The sequence below is a fragment of the Cryomorphaceae bacterium genome, from assembly GCA_017798125.1.
In the GTDB taxonomy this organism is placed as follows: Bacteria; Bacteroidota; Bacteroidia; order Flavobacteriales; family ECT2AJA-044; genus ECT2AJA-044.
Genome location: CP059070.1, coordinates 1,697,889 through 1,712,855 on the forward strand (window position 1 = coordinate 1,697,889; position 14,967 = coordinate 1,712,855).

At 49.6% G+C, this 14,967-nt stretch carries 15 protein-coding genes; 1 reads left to right on the forward strand and 14 read right to left on the reverse strand.

Going from position 1 to position 14,967, the window contains the following annotated elements:
- Positions 1–50: 50 nt before the first annotated feature.
- On the forward strand, positions 51–581 hold the full coding sequence (locus tag HZ996_07325) for a redoxin domain-containing protein (GenBank protein ID QTN38956.1): 531 nt from the start codon (positions 51–53) through the stop codon (positions 579–581).
- 52 nt (positions 582–633) lie between these two features.
- Here HZ996_07325 and rplT read toward each other — a convergent pair whose 3' ends face one another.
- The 14 genes from rplT to HZ996_07395 form a co-directional block, all read right to left on the reverse strand.
- Positions 634–981 (reverse strand): 50S ribosomal protein L20, encoded by a 348-nt coding sequence (gene rplT / locus HZ996_07330; protein QTN38957.1) that lies wholly within the window; start codon positions 979–981, stop codon positions 634–636.
- A 79-nt stretch (positions 982–1,060) separates the two neighbouring features.
- Positions 1,061–1,258 (reverse strand): 50S ribosomal protein L35, encoded by a 198-nt coding sequence (gene rpmI, locus HZ996_07335; GenBank protein ID QTN38958.1) that lies wholly within the window; start codon positions 1,256–1,258, stop codon positions 1,061–1,063.
- Positions 1,259–1,284: 26 nt separating this feature from the next.
- Positions 1,285–1,848, reverse strand: a complete 564-nt coding sequence (locus HZ996_07340; protein ID QTN40022.1) for a translation initiation factor IF-3 — start codon at positions 1,846–1,848, stop codon at positions 1,285–1,287.
- A gap of 12 nt (positions 1,849–1,860) precedes the next feature.
- On the reverse strand, positions 1,861–3,807 hold the full coding sequence (thrS, locus tag HZ996_07345) for a threonine--tRNA ligase (protein QTN38959.1): 1,947 nt from the start codon (positions 3,805–3,807) through the stop codon (positions 1,861–1,863).
- A gap of 38 nt (positions 3,808–3,845) precedes the next feature.
- Positions 3,846–5,009, reverse strand: coding sequence for a sigma-54-dependent Fis family transcriptional regulator (locus HZ996_07350; protein QTN38960.1), 1,164 nt, complete (start codon positions 5,007–5,009; stop codon positions 3,846–3,848).
- A 1-nt stretch (position 5,010) separates the two neighbouring features.
- Complete coding sequence (locus HZ996_07355) at positions 5,011–5,940, reverse strand: phosphatase (protein ID QTN38961.1); 930 nt, start codon at positions 5,938–5,940, stop codon at positions 5,011–5,013.
- A gap of 39 nt (positions 5,941–5,979) precedes the next feature.
- Positions 5,980–7,296, reverse strand: a complete 1,317-nt coding sequence (locus HZ996_07360; protein ID QTN38962.1) for an ABC transporter permease — start codon at positions 7,294–7,296, stop codon at positions 5,980–5,982.
- Positions 7,293–8,195, reverse strand: a complete 903-nt coding sequence (locus HZ996_07365) for an ABC transporter ATP-binding protein (protein ID QTN38963.1) — start codon at positions 8,193–8,195, stop codon at positions 7,293–7,295. Before HZ996_07365 ends, HZ996_07360 begins: the two co-directional genes overlap by 4 nt.
- A gap of 48 nt (positions 8,196–8,243) precedes the next feature.
- Entirely contained in the window at positions 8,244–9,368 is a 1,125-nt protein-coding gene (gene dnaJ, locus HZ996_07370) for a molecular chaperone DnaJ (protein QTN38964.1), read from the reverse strand.
- A 6-nt stretch (positions 9,369–9,374) separates the two neighbouring features.
- Positions 9,375–9,929, reverse strand: coding sequence for a nucleotide exchange factor GrpE (locus tag HZ996_07375; protein ID QTN38965.1), 555 nt, complete (start codon positions 9,927–9,929; stop codon positions 9,375–9,377).
- 62 nt (positions 9,930–9,991) lie between these two features.
- Positions 9,992–10,537: a TlpA family protein disulfide reductase gene (locus HZ996_07380; protein QTN38966.1), complete on the reverse strand. Its 546-nt coding sequence runs from the start codon at positions 10,535–10,537 to the stop codon at positions 9,992–9,994.
- 12 nt (positions 10,538–10,549) lie between these two features.
- A complete protein-coding gene (gene murA / locus HZ996_07385) occupies positions 10,550–11,857 on the reverse strand; it encodes a UDP-N-acetylglucosamine 1-carboxyvinyltransferase (GenBank protein QTN38967.1) in 1,308 nt (435 codons plus the stop codon).
- Between the two features lie 12 nt (positions 11,858–11,869).
- Positions 11,870–12,511 carry a DUF4290 domain-containing protein gene (locus HZ996_07390; protein QTN38968.1) on the reverse strand — a complete coding sequence of 214 codons (642 nt, stop codon included), beginning with the start codon at positions 12,509–12,511 and terminating at the stop codon, positions 11,870–11,872.
- 79 nt (positions 12,512–12,590) lie between these two features.
- The gene (locus HZ996_07395; protein QTN38969.1) at positions 12,591–14,945 is read right to left on the reverse strand and encodes a UvrD-helicase domain-containing protein; all 2,355 of its coding nucleotides are present in this window, start codon (positions 14,943–14,945) and stop codon (positions 12,591–12,593) included.
- Positions 14,946–14,967: the final 22 nt, after the last annotated feature.

The window sequence follows — 14,967 nt, forward strand, 5'->3', positions numbered from 1 at the left end:
CCTAAAGCCAATTTTATTTGGACATTGCGAGACGAGAATTGATCAGAATTATGAGCGATAAAAATGGCATCAAATTCAGTAATAGACGAGTCGGGCGCGCAGTCTTCATGTGTTTGGTGTGTGCGTTCTTGGGGGCCTGTTCTCCCGACGGTGCCGAAAGGGTGCTGGACCAATTTCCAACCCTGGAGTTGAGTCTTGGAGATTCGGTCGTTCGACTTCCTGATGAACTCCCCAGCGGAGGATGGAAAGGTATGATTTTGGTCAAATTTGATACGGACTGCCATCTCTGTCACGACAAAGCCGCCTCAATGGAAAAGGAAAGGGATGTACTTGAGCCCTTCATGATCGTCATGGTTAGTTCACAGCCCTTTGAGAAGGTTGAGTCTTTTGCCAAGCAATATGGCTGGTCGTCTCAATCCAACATCCTCTATGGGTCTGTGTCAGAAGAGCTCTTTTATGAGACGTTTCAAGTGGTAGGGTCGCCAACAACGCTACTTTTTGACAAGACGGGGAAGGAGGTCTACCGTTTTGATGGAAACCCATCGCTAAAGCCTATTCTGCCGGCTTTCTTCAAAGAATAGGGCATAAAAAAAGGGACCTCAAAGGGTCCCTTTTTCATCGAGCCGTAGGCTCTTACTTTTTCACTTGGTCAACGATCGCTTTGAATGCTTCAGGGTGGTTCATGGCCAAATCAGCCAACACCTTGCGGTTCAATTCGATTCCTTTTTCGTTGACTTTACCCATGAACTCTGAATAGCTCATGCCGTGCTCGCGAACACCAGCGTTGATACGTTGGATCCAAAGTGCGCGGAAGTTGCGCTTCTTGGTTTTGCGATCGCGGTATGCGTACTGCATACCTTTTTCAACTTTGTTTTTGGCTACTGTGTGGACGTTCTTTCCACGACCAAAAAATCCTTTAGCTTGCTTTAAGACCTTTTTACGTCTCGCGCGGGAAGCCACCGCATTTACCGATCTAGGCATTTCTCAAATTGTTTTTTGCACTCAGTGCCGCTCAGCGGACTTTCAACTAAGCACAGGGTTCATTACTCCGTTTACTTACTTACTTCAAGTTCAATTGCTCTTTCACAGAGTTCACGTCTGACTTGTGTACCAATCCTGATTTGGTCAGGTTGCGTTTCTGCTTGGTACCTTTTTTAGTCAAGATGTGGCTCTTGAAAGCGTGCTTGCGCTTGATCTTACCAGTTCCGGTCAGCTTGAATCGCTTCTTGGCGCTGGATTTCGTCTTCATCTTAGGCATTGCTGCTTATTTTTGAGCTTACTTAATTACTTCTTTGCGGCTTTGGGAGCGATGAACATGATCATCCGTTTTCCTTCCAACTTCGGTAGCTGTTCAACTTTCCCAATGTCCTCCAATTCCTGCGCCAGGCGCAATAAAAGGATTTCACCTTTGTCCTTGAAGAGGATGGTACGTCCCTTGAAGAATACAAAAGCCTTCAACTTAGCACCGTCTTCCAAGAACTTGCGCGCATGCTTGAGTTTAAACTCGTAATCGTGCTCATCGGTATTCGGGCCGAACCGAATCTCTTTGACCACAACTTTCTGCGCGTTTGACTTAATCTGCTTCTGCTTCTTCTTTTGATCGTACAGAAACTTCTTATAGTCGATGATTCTAACAACTGGAGGATCAGCCTTTGCAGAAATTTCAACCAAGTCTAAACCCTGATCTTCCGCCATCTTTAAGGCTTGGTTCAGAGAATATACCCCTTGTTCTACATTTTCACCGACCAGACGAACTTGTTCCGCGGTGATTTTCCGGTTGATTTTATGAGGATCTTCTTCGCGGCGACGCTGCGGTTTACCTCTTCCTCTTCTTCTACGAATAGCTATGGCTACTTCCTTTTAGTTATTAAAATCTTCAATCATGGCGTTGGCCTCTTCAGTCAGATGCTTGGCAAATTCTTCGAGTCCCATGGACCCTAAGTCTCCTTCGCCGTGCTTTCGAACCGAAACGGTTGCCGCCTCTTGTTCTTTCTCGCCCACAATGATCATATACGGGATCTTGCTGACCTCCGCATCCCGGATCTTCCGACCCGTTTTTTCACTGCGCTCGTCAATGAGGGCGCGAATATCGTAATTTTTTAGCTCATTCTCAACTTTGTAGGCGTATTCAGCATACTTTTCGCTGATGGGGAGAATGATGACTTGATCCGGTGTTAACCACAAGGGGAAGTTACCGCCGCAGTGCTCTGTCAAGACGGCAACGAAGCGCTCCATAGACCCAAATGGTGCGCGGTGGATCATGACCGGACGATGGCTTTCGTTGTCACTTCCTTTGTATTCCAATTCAAAGCGCTCGGGCAAGTTGTAATCTACTTGGATGGTACCCAATTGCCAAGAGCGTCCCAAGGCGTCCTTCACCATGAAGTCGAGCTTGGGTCCGTAGAATGCCGCTTCGCCGAGTTCGGTGACTGTTTTCAGTCCCTTTTCTTCGGTAGCTTCAATGATTGCGCGCTCTGCCTTATCCCAGTTTTCGGAGCTTCCGATGTACTTCTCGGGATCCTCGGGATCGCGAAGAGAGATCTGAGTGGTAAAGTCTTCAAAGCCCAAGGCAGTAAAGACGTACAAGACCAAGTCGATCACCTTCTTAAACTCGTCCTTGAGCTGATCCGGTGTACAGAAGAGGTGGGCGTCATCTTGAGTAAATCCACGAACGCGGGTTAGACCGTGCAACTCACCACTTTGCTCGTAGCGATATACTGTTCCGAATTCGGCATAGCGAATAGGAAGGTCCTTGTAGCTTCGAGGCTCTGACTTATAGATTTCGCAGTGATGCGGGCAGTTCATCGGCTTCAGCAAGTAAACTTCGCCCTCTTGCGGAGTTTCAATCGGCTGAAAGCTGTCCTTACCATATTTGGCGTAGTGACCACTGGTCACATATAATTCTTTGTTCCCAATGTGCGGAGTGATGACTGGCAAGTATCCGGCTGCTTTTTGGGCAGTCTTCAGGAATTGCTCCAGACGTTCACGCAGCATGGCTCCTTTGGGCAACCAAAGCGGAAGTCCTTGCCCCACTTTTTGGCTGAAGGTGAAGAGTCCAAGTTCTTTACCCAGTTTCCGGTGATCGCGTTTTTTGGCTTCTTCCAACAACTCCAAATGCTCCTTAAGCATGCTTTGCTTGGGGAAGCTGACGCCGTAGATGCGGGTGAGCTGAGGCTTGTTCTCGTCTCCGCGCCAGTATGCTCCGGCGGCATTGAGGATTTTTACAGCCTTGATGAGGCCGGTATTGGGCAAGTGTCCACCGCGGCAGAGATCCGTAAAATCGCTGTGGTCGCAGAAGGTGATGGAACCGTCTTCTAGGTTCTCGATCAGCTCTACCTTGAATTCATTGCCCTGCTTTTGATAGAAGTCCAAGGCATCCGCCTTAGAAACTGCGCGCATTTTGAACTCCGCTTTTTCGCGAGCCAAGTCCAAGAAGAGCTTTTCAATTGCGGGAAAGTCTTTTTCTGAAACGTTGTGCTCACCGAAGTCCACGTCGTAGTAAAACCCATTTTCGATGGCCGGCCCAATGGTCAATTTCACGCCGGGATACATCCGCTCCAAGGCTTGAGCCAATACGTGGGCCGAAGAATGCCAAAAAGCCTTCTTTCCTTCATCGTCGTTCCAGGTGAACAAACGCAAGGTGCTATCCTCCGTGATGGGATCGTGAATTTCAACCGTTCGTCCGTTGACTTCAGCCGATAATACATTGCGCGCCAGCCCTGGACTAATGTCCACGGCTACTTCGTGTGCGCTCACTGGTCCGTCAAAACTGCGGACCGATCCATCAGGAAGGGTGATGTTCACCATGATTGTTTACGTTCAATTTTGGTGGGCAAAGATAACAACTATTTGCTCGCGTAGAGTGCTACATCATCCGCGGATATCTCACTGCCGCAAAGGATCGTTAGGCGCTCCACTACGTTGCGGAGTTCTCGGATATTTCCGGTCCAGTCGATCTTTTTTAGAGCCTCAAGCGCCTGCGGCGCGAAACGCTTCGCTGCGGTTCCTTGCTCATTGGCAATTTGCTGCAGAAAATGGTTGGCCAAAAGCGGAATGTCTTCGGCCCGATCATTCAAGCTCGGCACCTTGATCAAAATGACGCTCAAACGGTGGTAGAGGTCCTCTCGAAAGCGCCCTTCTTTAATCTCTTCGACCAGGTTTTTGTTGGTCGCAGCAATCACGCGTACGTCCACCTTGATCTCTTTATCACCGCCCACGCGGGTAATTTTTTTCTCCTGTAATGCCCTCAGTACTTTGGATTGAGCACTCAGGCTCATGTCCCCAATTTCATCCATGAAAAGGGTTCCGCCTTGGGCGTTTTCGAACTTCCCTTTGCGCTGTTTGACGGCAGAGGTAAAAGCCCCTTTCTCGTGACCGAAGAGTTCACTTTCAATGAGTTCTGCAGGAATGGCCGCACAGTTGACCTCGATCATCGGCCCTTTGGAGCGCTCGCTCTGTTCGTGAATCTGATGAGCCACCAATTCCTTTCCCGTACCGTTTGGTCCGGTGATCATGACGCGTGCATCCGTAGGCGCCACTTTCTCAATCATGTTCTTGATCGACTGAATACCGTCTGATTCGCCAATGATTTCATAGCGCTTGCTCACCTTCTTTTTAAGTCGACGATTCTCTTCAACCAATGAGGTGCGGTCCAAGGCCAAGCGAACAGTATTGAGCAGTCGGTTGAGATCGGGCGGCTTTGAGATGTAGTCGTAGGCACCCTTCTTTATACACTCCACAGCGGTATCAATGTCTCCGTGGCCGGAGATCATGACAATGGCGCTGTCTGGACTCAGAATGCGAGCGCGCTCCAGTACCTCGATACCGTCCAGCCCGGGCATTTTAATATCGCTCATGATGAGGTCGTAGGACTCCTTGCGGAGCATGTCCACGCCTTCTTTCCCGTCGGCGGCTTCGTCCACGTGGTAGTCGGGATTCTCGTCCTTCAGGATGTTCTTGAGCACATTTCGAATGCTCTGTTCGTCTTCTATGATCAGTATTTTGGACATATCAATTTTTGTTTCGGTAGTGCTGAACCAAGGCCCCTTCTTTAAGGGCATAGGTACTGAGCGTTACCTGTTTCATGTTCCACCGCTGAACTACGTAGCGGATGATGGAACTGCTGAGGACCATCATTTCAGCGCGCATTTCGAGCATTCCGGGCATGGCCAAGCGCTCTGCTTGGGTGGAATGTCGGAGTTGAGCGTAAATGGTCTCGAAATCACTTAAGCGAAAATCGTACCGATTTCCTTTAGTGTTGACTTCTTCTTTATAAATCCCGGCCAGAATTAAATCGGCCATGGTGTCGAAACTACCTGAGGATCCGACAAGGTGCGTGGCTGGATACTGCTGAAGAGCTTCACCCAGATCGATCAACGCACCGTCCAAGATGGAGTGGAGGGTGTCCAGGTCATCTGCGCCGAGTGGGTCAGAGGGCTGTATACGTTCAAGTAGCCTGGAGACGCCGAGGGCATAACTTTTCTTCCAATGGATTTTTCCGGCTGAGGTCAGGATGAATTCAGTACTTCCGCCCCCGATGTCCATAATAACCAGGGGTTCAGCTCCGAAATCCGAAGAGGAACGAACGCCTTCGCAAATGAGTTCGGCTTCTCGATCTCCGGAGATGACCTGTACCTTGAGGCCGTAGTCAGCGTGTATTTGCTGTACGAAATCCGTTCCGTTCGAGGCATCCCTTACCGCCGAGGTGGCAAAGGCTAGGATAGACTCCACGCCGTATTCTTGAGCGGTGTTGATGTGGCTTTCAATGGCCAACAGGCCTCGGGCGATGGCATCTTCCTCCAAGTGTCGCTTGGCGAAGCCGCCCTTGCCTAGCTTCACGGGAATCTTTGTCTTGAATTCCGTGACAACACGTCCTTCTTCGATGCGGCCGATCAGTAGATTGAAGGTATTGGTACCCAAGTCAATGATGGCCGTGTTCATGGAGGAGTGCTCTTGCATCGGCCCGTAGGGCCAAATCGTTTATCCTTTAAAGCGAATCCACTTCAGGAGTTCGCCATAAGTGACCTTCTTACCATACATCAAGATTCCGGTGCGGTAGATGCGCGCCGCTACCCAAACGGTTCCCAAGAATCCGAGGACCAGAAGGACCATCGAGATGATGAGATCCATCGTTGGGACCCCTAGGGCTACCCGTACCATCATGATGATGGGGGAGGTGAAGGGGATGATGGAGAACCAGAAGGCCAGGGGGCTTTCCGGATTGGTAATGATCGTTTGGGCGATGATGATGGCCAGAATCAAAGGCATACTGACCGGCAACATGAATTGCTGTGAGTCGCTTTCGTGATCTACGGCAGAGCCAATGGCTGCGAACAGAGCTCCGTAGAGCAAGTAGCCGCCCATGAAGTAAAACATGAAGCATCCGAGGACCAAGGGGAAGTTGATCGAGTTGATCATCTTGATGATTTCGGGCATAGCTGCTTCTTTGGCCGCTTCCATTTCAGGTCCGCTCATTTGGCCCGCGAGTTCGGTGCTGCTGTAGGTGTCGCCTAAGAACGCCATCTGGGCCACTGTGACAATGGCGAAGGTGAGGACTACCCAAAGCAAGAACTGTGTTAGTCCAACCAAGGCTACCCCGATGATTTTTCCGAGCATAAGCTGGAAGGGGCGTACGGAGGAAATGATGACTTCCACAATACGGCTCGATTTCTCTTCAATCACGCCGCGCATCACTTGCGCACCGTACAAGAAAATGAACATGTAAATGAGGAAGGCCATGATGAATCCCACGGCCGTCGAAAATTCGCTGAAGTTTTCCTCTTCCTTTTCGCCCTCCATACTGATGGTGCTGATGGTAATCGACGTCTTGGCCGCTTCAATTTTGTCTAGATCGACACTATCTCTGCGAAGTTTCAAGTTTTCGAGTTCTCGCTCAATCTGGCGCTTGATGGAGTACTTGAGGTCAATGCTGATGGTCTTCTCAGAGTAGATCTGAATGGACTTTTCAATGTAATTGAGATCGCAGTTCTGCCCACACGGAATGTACAGGAGTCCGTCGCCGTCGGAGTCTATAAGCCGCTCCTTGGCGTCTTCCAAGTCCATTTCTTCCAGATACGTGTAGCTGACGTCATCGTTGTCCTCTAGGTACCCAGTGAATAGATCCGTCTCGTCCAATACCAGCATGTTCTGTTGGGGTGCTCCGCTGTCTGCGATGAGAATAGGGACGATGAATAAAGAGGCCATTAAGATCGGTCCCAAAATGGTCATCACGACGAAGGATCTCTTCCGAACCCGTGACAAGTATTCGCGCTGAATGATCAATCCTGTTCTGTTCATGATGCTGCGTTTTGTACGGTTTGGATAAAGATGTCGTTGGCGGTAGGAACCACTTCAGAGAAATGGTGCACCTGTACTTGGCCGATGAGTTTTTGGAGTAAGTCGTTGGAAGACGCTCCGTTCTGCAATTGAATGCGCGCGTGGTTGCTTCCGCTTTCCATGACCACCATGTCTGAGGGGAGGTCTGAGGGAAGAGAACCGCCGGAGAATTCAATGCGGTAGATGTCGTTCTTGTATTCGTTTTTGATCTCGCTCAGCTTTCCGTCGAGGATTTTCTGAGACTTGTTGATCAGCGCAATGTGATCGCACATCTCTTCCACACTTTCCATTCGGTGCGTAGAGAAGATCACCGTAGCTCCGTTGTCGCGTAAACGCAAGATTTCTTCCTTGATGAGGTTGGCATTGATGGGATCAAAGCCGCTGAAAGGCTCATCGAAAATGAGGAGTTTGGGTTCGTGCAAAACGGTAGTAATGAACTGTACCTTTTGCGCCATACCCTTACTCAGTTCCTCTACCTTTTTATCCCACCAATCGATGATGTCCATACGGACAAACCACTCTTTGAGCTTCTTTTTGGCGTCCCCAGTACTCATGCCCTTAAGGCGTGCCAGGTATAGAGCCTGTTCCCCGACCTTCATTTTCTTGTACAGTCCGCGCTCCTCAGGCAGATATCCAATTTGCTCGATGTGATTGGGCTGAAGGGGCTGGCCGTCGAGTACAACAGTCCCTGTGTCGGGCGCTGTAATTTGATTGATGATACGAATCAGAGAGGTTTTTCCTGCTCCGTTGGGACCGAGTAACCCGAAGATGGAGGACTTGGGTACTTCGATCGATACACCGTCCAAAGCGCGGTGCTCCGCATAGTCTTTGACGATGTTTTCCGTGATGAGTAGACTCATAAGTGTTGCAATAAAAAAGGGATCACCGTAGTGACCCCTAATATATCATTATGAAAACATTTCCTTGACCCGATCAAAGAAGGATTTATTGTTTCGATCCGGTTGTGGTTTGGCGCTTGCACTTTCGCTAAACTCCTCGAAGAACTTCTTCTCTTCCTTGCTCAGATTTTGAGGCGTCCAAACATTGATGTGAACCAGAAGGTCTCCTTTGCCATAGTGTTCTACACTGGGCAGTCCCTTTCCTTTCAATCGCAGAATCTTTCCGCTTTGAACACCTGCATCGAGCGATATTCTCGCCTTCCCTGAAACGGTCGGAACTTCGACCTTGGTTCCGAGAGCGGCATCCGAAATGGAGATAAACAAATCGTAGTGCAGATTGCTGCCCTCGCGATGTAGTTCCTCACTCGGAACTTCTTCGATGACCACGATTAGGTCACCTGCCGGGCCACCTTTGGGTCCTTCGTTTCCTTTGCCGCGGACATTCAACTGCATCCCATCGCTAACACCTGCCGGGACTTTAATTTCAACCACTTCTTCAAAGCGCTCGAGTCCGTCGGCATTGACGCCCGCTTCTTTGTTGCTCACGACTTTACCATCTCCACCGCAAGTAGGGCAGGTAGAGGCCGTTTGCATGCGACCGAGAATAGTCTCCGTCACGCGGTTTACGCGGCCAGAGCCGTGACAAGTAGGGCAGGTAGAGTAGCTGACCTTGCCCGTATTCTTCATTCGAGCCACCTTAACCTTCTTAGTGGTGCCGTTGGCTACTTCTTCTAAGGTCAGTTTCACGCGAATACGCAGGTTGCTGCCGCGACGTGCACGCCCGGGTCCACGTCCGCCACCACCTCCTCCGAAGAAGCTCTCAAAGGGAGAGCCTCCGCCGAAAATGTCGCCGAACTGGCTGAAGATGTCGTCCATGTTCATGCCGCCACCGCCGAATCCGCCACCGCCCATACCGGCGTGACCAAATCGATCGTACTTGGCTCGCTTGTCGCCATTACTCAGCACTTCATAGGCCTCTGCAGCCTCCTTGAATTTGCCTTCCGCTTCCTTATCGTCCGGGTTCTTGTCGGGATGATACTTCAAGGCCAATTTGCGATAGGCCTTTTTGATCTCCGTTTCACTGGCATCTTTCGATACCCCAAGAACGTCGTAATAATCTCTTTTATCCGACATGATCTCTTATTGTCCCACGACCACTTTCGCGAAGCGAATCACGCGGTCATTTAGGGTATATCCTTTTTCCACCTCGTCTACTACCTTGCCTTTCAAGTCGTCTGAAGGCGCTGGAATTTGCGTGATGGCTTCATGTACATCAACATCCAAGGGCTGACCAATGGTCGACTCCATTTCTTTCAAGCCCTTTTGCTCTAAAGTCTTCTTGAACTTATTGTGAATCAGTTCGACACCTTCGAGCAAGCCTGCCATCTCTTCCGTTTCTGACATGGACTTCATCGCTCGATCAAAATCGTCCATCACGGGCAATAGGGCCGTCATAAGCTCTTCGGTAGAGCGTCCAATCAATTCGATGCGCTCACGTGCTGTTCGCTTTTTGTAATTCTCAAACTCAGCAAACAATCGGAGGTACTTATCCTTGGCCTTTTGAAGCTCTTCGGCTTCGCTTGATTGGCCCTCACGGGCCGATGCATCCTGTTCGGCCTCTTCTCCACCCGGTTCCTGAACTTGTGCTTCAGCTACTTCAGGTTCTTGCTCTTCGTGCTTCTTATTCTTCGCCATCGTTCTGTCGTTTACACGGCCTTAATCAAAAGGCAGGCCAGACCGTTTTTTGTGTCACAATGTCACTCTCCGGCAATCTGAGCCAGTTTGTTCTTTAGGGCTGCACCGCGAAGGTTTTTCGCAACGATGACTCCATTCCCGTCGATGAGGTAGTTGGTCGGAATGCTGTTCACACGGTACTGAGCTACAACGGCAGAGCTCCAGCCTTTCAATTCACTCACGTGATACGGCCAAGTAAGGTTGTCCTGAGCAATCGCTCTGTTCCACGATTCGGCTGGATTTCCTTGACGCGGAGTCCCGTCCAAAGACACGCTGTATACCGTGAATCCTTCAAACCCGTTCAGGACGTAGTCCTTATAGGCTTCATAAGTCGCCACGACATTGGGATTTTCGCGACGACAAGGACCGCACCAGCTCGCCCAAAAATCGATGAGGACGTATTTGCCGCGGAGCTCGCTCAACTTCATTACTTCACCTTCCGTATTGCTCAGTTCAATTTCAGGAGCCATATCGCCGACATTGAGGCCAACGTTCTGTGCGCAGCAGTTGCGATCGACAACTACAAACAAGAGTACCCCCAAAAGGGCTATGTCCAATATTCTTTTCATTGTATTCTTCCTTTAGTCAATTCGAATGATGTCCGCACCAATAGCGTTCAAGCGGTCATCAATGTTTTCGTATCCGCGGTCAATCTGCTCAATATTGTGAATGGTACTACGCCCATCGGCACTCATAGCCGCAATCAAAAGCGAGATCCCGGCGCGAATATCCGGAGAAGTCATGGTGGTTGGCTTAAGTCCAGCCTGGCGGTCAAGACCAATAACGGTCGCACGGTGCGGATCACACAAGATGATTTGAGCCCCCATGTCAATCAGTTTATCGACGAAGAACAACCGGCTTTCAAACATCTTTTGATGAATCAAAACGCTTCCGCGAGCCTGCGTACACGTCACCAGAATAACACTCAAGAGGTCAGGGGTCAAGCCCGGCCACGGAGCGTCGGCAATGGTCATGATGGATCCGTCAATGAAGGATTCAATTTCATAATGCGCCTGCGGCGCGATGTGAATGTCCTCGCCCTTACGCTCCAGGTTGATTCCCAGACGCTTAAACGTATTAGGGATAACACCCAATTCGTCGTACGCTACATTTTTGATCGTCAAATCTGATTGGGTCATGGCTGCCATGCCGATATACGATCCAATCTCGATCATATCGGGCAAGCATCGATGCTCACATCCTTTCAATTCGGTTACCCCAGTAATCTTGAGCAAGTTGGAGCCAATGCCTTCGATTTGAGCACCCATGGCCACCAGCATTTTACAGAGCTGCTGCAAGTAGGGCTCGCAAGCCGCGTTATAAATGGTGGTTTCACCTTCTGCCATAGTTGCAGCCATGACGATGTTGGCCGTCCCAGTAACGGAAGCTTCATCCAGGAGCATATACGTTCCTTGTAGGCGCTTAGAGGTCACCTTGTAGAACGAAGCCGAATCATCGTATTCGAAATCGGCACCGAGGTTTTGGAATCCGATAAAGTGGGTGTCCAGTCTTCTTCGACCAATTTTATCACCTCCAGGTCGCGGGATGTATCCTCGCCCAAATCGGGTGAGTAGGGGACCTACAATCATGATGGATCCACGCAGTGCGGCACCCTTTTGTTTGAAGGCCGGAGAGTCCAAGTAGCCGAGATTAACTTCGTCTGCGTGGAAGCTGTAATCGTTGGGTCCAAGCTTCTCCACTTTCACCCCTAAATCGACCAGTAACTCGATCAATTTATTGACATCGCGAATGTTCGGGATGTTTCGAATGATGACCTTTTCAGGAGTGAGCAGTACGGCACATATTACCTGTAGTGCTTCGTTTTTCGCCCCCTGCGGGGTGATGGATCCGGAGAGCGGTTTTCCTCCGTTTATAATGAAGGTCGACATGGAGTGAGGAGCTTATTTACGGCGTTTATAATTTCTCTTCTTGTTGTTGTTGCTGCGCTTGCGGTTATTGTTGCGCTGATTGCTGTTGTTGCCTGAGGAATTCACCAAATTTTTGCTTTGAGCCAATTCTTGATCCTCGTTAAGGGCTAGTTTACCCGCGGACAGTTCAGCTAAATGGTCTAGTATCACCTTATCCTCCACGGAATCCTTATTCCAATTCAGATAGCTTTTTTTCATGTGATTGGCCAGCTGTCGAATCATCTGAGGACGATGCTCCAGATCCTCCATTTCGCTGACCGTCTCGATCATTTTGATCACATTCTTTCCGTAGTAGCGGTATTTGATGCGTTCTTGAGGATAGTCTATTTTATCTGGACGCTCCTCGAATGAATCTCTTGTGGGTTTCGGATAAGGTGATTCGACATCCAATTCGAAATCACTCATGATGAACAAGTGATCCCAAAGCTTGTGCTTGAAATCAGGGACATCGCGCAAGTGCGGATTCAGGTTTCCGATAACGTCGATAATGGCTTGAGCCACTTTCTGACGCTTTTCCTTGTCCTCAATGGTCACTGCATAATCGACCATCTGCTGCACGTGCCGTCCATACTCTGGAATTTTCAGCTTCTCTTTCTCCGTATTGTATTGCATCATAAACATATCCTTATCCGGCAAAGGTAACCAAATATAGCGCCTTGAGTTTGCCCGGTTATAGCCCCTTCAGAATACTAGACTATAGCGCCTTGAGTTTGGCAAACTTCAAGAGCAGTTTCTTTTCCCCGTGACGATCAAATTGAACCACGGCTTTCTGATTAGGTCCGCTTCCCTCCAGTCGAAGAACCTCACCAACACCAAATCGCTCGTGCGCAATCCGCATACCTTCGCTCAAGGGCAAATTGAACACGTAATCACCTGGCGCATCCGCTGCACTGGTCTTTTTACGTTCACTTTGCTTCAAGGGCTTCATATTCTTTTTGAGGCCGAGCGGTTTTGGACGTTCCGAAGGGGGTTTCTTTGGAGCGGGTTTGGATCGGGCCGCAGGCCCTCTGCTTCCTCCGTTAAAGTCCAATTTGTACTTATTGGGAATGGCTGGGTTTCGACGCTCGGTTGGAATCATCCAATCCAAGTATTTGTCGTCAATTTCTTCTAGGAAGCGGCTGGGTTCATTGTCGATGATTTTTCCCCAACGGTACCGCTGAAGCGAGTAGGTAAGGGTTGCGCTCTCCTCAGCCCGCGTAACCGCCACATAAAAGAGCCGACGCTCTTCCTCGAGATCGCTGCGCGAATTCACGGCCATCATGCTCGGGAAAAGGTCCTCTTCCAAGCCCACGATATAGACATGAGGGAATTCCAGTCCTTTCGCCAAGTGAATGGTCATCAAACTCACCTTGTTCCGGTCGTCACCTTCGTTGTTGTCCTGATCCGTAATGAGGCTCACTTCTTCCAAGAAGGCACTCAAATCCGTGCGTCTGGTTTCTTCAGGTCCTTCTTTGCGCTCTTCAATAAATTCTTTGATGGAATTGAGCAATTCCTGAATATTCTCAGCCCGACTGATTCCTTCAGGGGTCTGATCGTCGTTGAGCTCCTTGAGTATGCCCGTTTCGTTTGCAATGTGCTGGGCTAGCGTGAAGGCATCTTGGGTCTCCGCCATCACCTTGAAGCTCTGTACCATGGTTGCGAAGTTGATCAGCTTTCGCTGAACGCCACCCGTCAGCCCTACTTGTGGATAAGCATCAATTCGCTCCGTTAGGTCCCAAAGGCTACATCGGAAGTCGTTTGCCGAAACCGTCAACTTCTGCAGAGTCGTATTTCCAATTCCACGCTTTGGGTAGTTGATTACTCTCCGATAGGCTTCCTCGTCGTTGTGGTTGATGGTCAAGCGTAAATAGGCGAGGAGGTCTTTGACTTCCCTTCGCTGATAAAAGCTCACCCCTCCGTAAATGCGATAGGGGATATTTCTTTTGCGAAGAGCGTCCTCTATGCTTCTCGACTGGGCGTTGGTCCGATACAGAACGGCAAAGTCTCCTAAGCGACGGTTTTCGCGCATTTGACGTTCCCAAATAGAACCGGCAACATACTGGCCTTCTTGGTTGTCTGAAATGGCCTGATAGACACGGATCTTCTCTCCTTCTTTATTGGAAGTCCATACTTCTTTTTGCAGTTGATCTTGATTGTGCTTGATGACCGAGTTGGCCGCACCTACAATCATTTTGGTACTGCGGTAGTTTTGTTCAAGTTTCAGCGCCAGCGCATCTGGATAGTCCCGGTTGAAGTTCAGAATGTTCTTGATGTTGGCTCCTCGGAAGGCATAAATACTTTGCGCATCATCCCCCACTACGCAAATATTCTCGAAGCGGCTGGCGAGCGATTTCACAATCAAGTACTGTGCGTGGTTGGTATCCTGGTACTCATCGACCAGTAAGTACTTGAATCGCTGCTGGTATTTCGCAAGTACATCTGGGAATTTGTTGAGCAGCTCATTAGTCTTGACCAATAAATCGTCGAAGTCCATAGCTCCAGCTCGGAAGCATCGATCTACGTACATGGCGTACAGGTTGCCTGTCTCGGGTCTTTTGGCTGCGCTATCCTGCTCCTGCAATTCCGGAATATCCCAGTAGGCCTGCGGAGTAACCAAAGAGTTCTTGAAGCTGCTGATGCGCCCCTGGATCTGCTTGGGCTTATAGATGTCGGTGTCGAGGTTTTGCTCTTTTATAAGGTTGGAAATGAGCTTTCGAGAGTCCTCCGTATCGTAGATCGTGAAATTGCTCGGGTAGCCGAGTTTGTCTGCTTCGATCCGTAGGATCCGCGCAAAAACAGAGTGAAAGGTGCCCATCCATAGGTTGCGGGCTTCCGTTCCTCCAACAATGCGCTCAATCCGCTCTTTCATTTCCCGGGCCGCCTTATTGGTAAAGGTCAGGGCAAGAATATTGAAGGGGTCTACGCCAAGGGCCATCAAATGAGCTATGCGGTAGGTGAGGACCCGCGTTTTACCGGAGCCCGCGCCTGCAATGATCATTAAAGGTCCTTCTGTATGTTCGACCGCCAGCCTTTGCGGTTCATTTAATTGTGCGAGATACTCCGTGCTCATAAATCCAACTTCTCCGCCAAAA

Coding starts and splice junctions, on each gene's coding strand:
- HZ996_07325 (QTN38956.1), top strand. CDS start 51: ATGAGCGATAAAAATGGCATCAAATTCAGTAATAGACGAGTCGGGCGC.
- rplT (QTN38957.1), bottom strand. CDS start 981: ATGCCTAGATCGGTAAATGCGGTGGCTTCCCGCGCGAGACGTAAAAAG.
- rpmI (QTN38958.1), bottom strand. CDS start 1,258: ATGCCTAAGATGAAGACGAAATCCAGCGCCAAGAAGCGATTCAAGCTG.
- thrS (QTN38959.1), bottom strand. CDS start 3,807: ATGGTGAACATCACCCTTCCTGATGGATCGGTCCGCAGTTTTGACGGA.
- HZ996_07350 (QTN38960.1), bottom strand. CDS start 5,009: ATGTCCAAAATACTGATCATAGAAGACGAACAGAGCATTCGAAATGTG.
- HZ996_07355 (QTN38961.1), bottom strand. CDS start 5,940: ATGAACACGGCCATCATTGACTTGGGTACCAATACCTTCAATCTACTG.
- HZ996_07360 (QTN38962.1), bottom strand. CDS start 7,296: ATGAACAGAACAGGATTGATCATTCAGCGCGAATACTTGTCACGGGTT.
- HZ996_07365 (QTN38963.1), bottom strand. CDS start 8,195: ATGAGTCTACTCATCACGGAAAACATCGTCAAAGACTATGCGGAGCAC.
- dnaJ (QTN38964.1), bottom strand. CDS start 9,368: ATGTCGGATAAAAGAGATTATTACGACGTTCTTGGGGTATCGAAAGAT.
- HZ996_07375 (QTN38965.1), bottom strand. CDS start 9,929: ATGGCGAAGAATAAGAAGCACGAAGAGCAAGAACCTGAAGTAGCTGAA.
- HZ996_07380 (QTN38966.1), bottom strand. CDS start 10,537: ATGAAAAGAATATTGGACATAGCCCTTTTGGGGGTACTCTTGTTTGTA.
- murA (QTN38967.1), bottom strand. CDS start 11,857: ATGTCGACCTTCATTATAAACGGAGGAAAACCGCTCTCCGGATCCATC.
- HZ996_07390 (QTN38968.1), bottom strand. CDS start 12,511: ATGATGCAATACAATACGGAGAAAGAGAAGCTGAAAATTCCAGAGTAT.
- HZ996_07395 (QTN38969.1), bottom strand. CDS start 14,945: ATGAGCACGGAGTATCTCGCACAATTAAATGAACCGCAAAGGCTGGCG.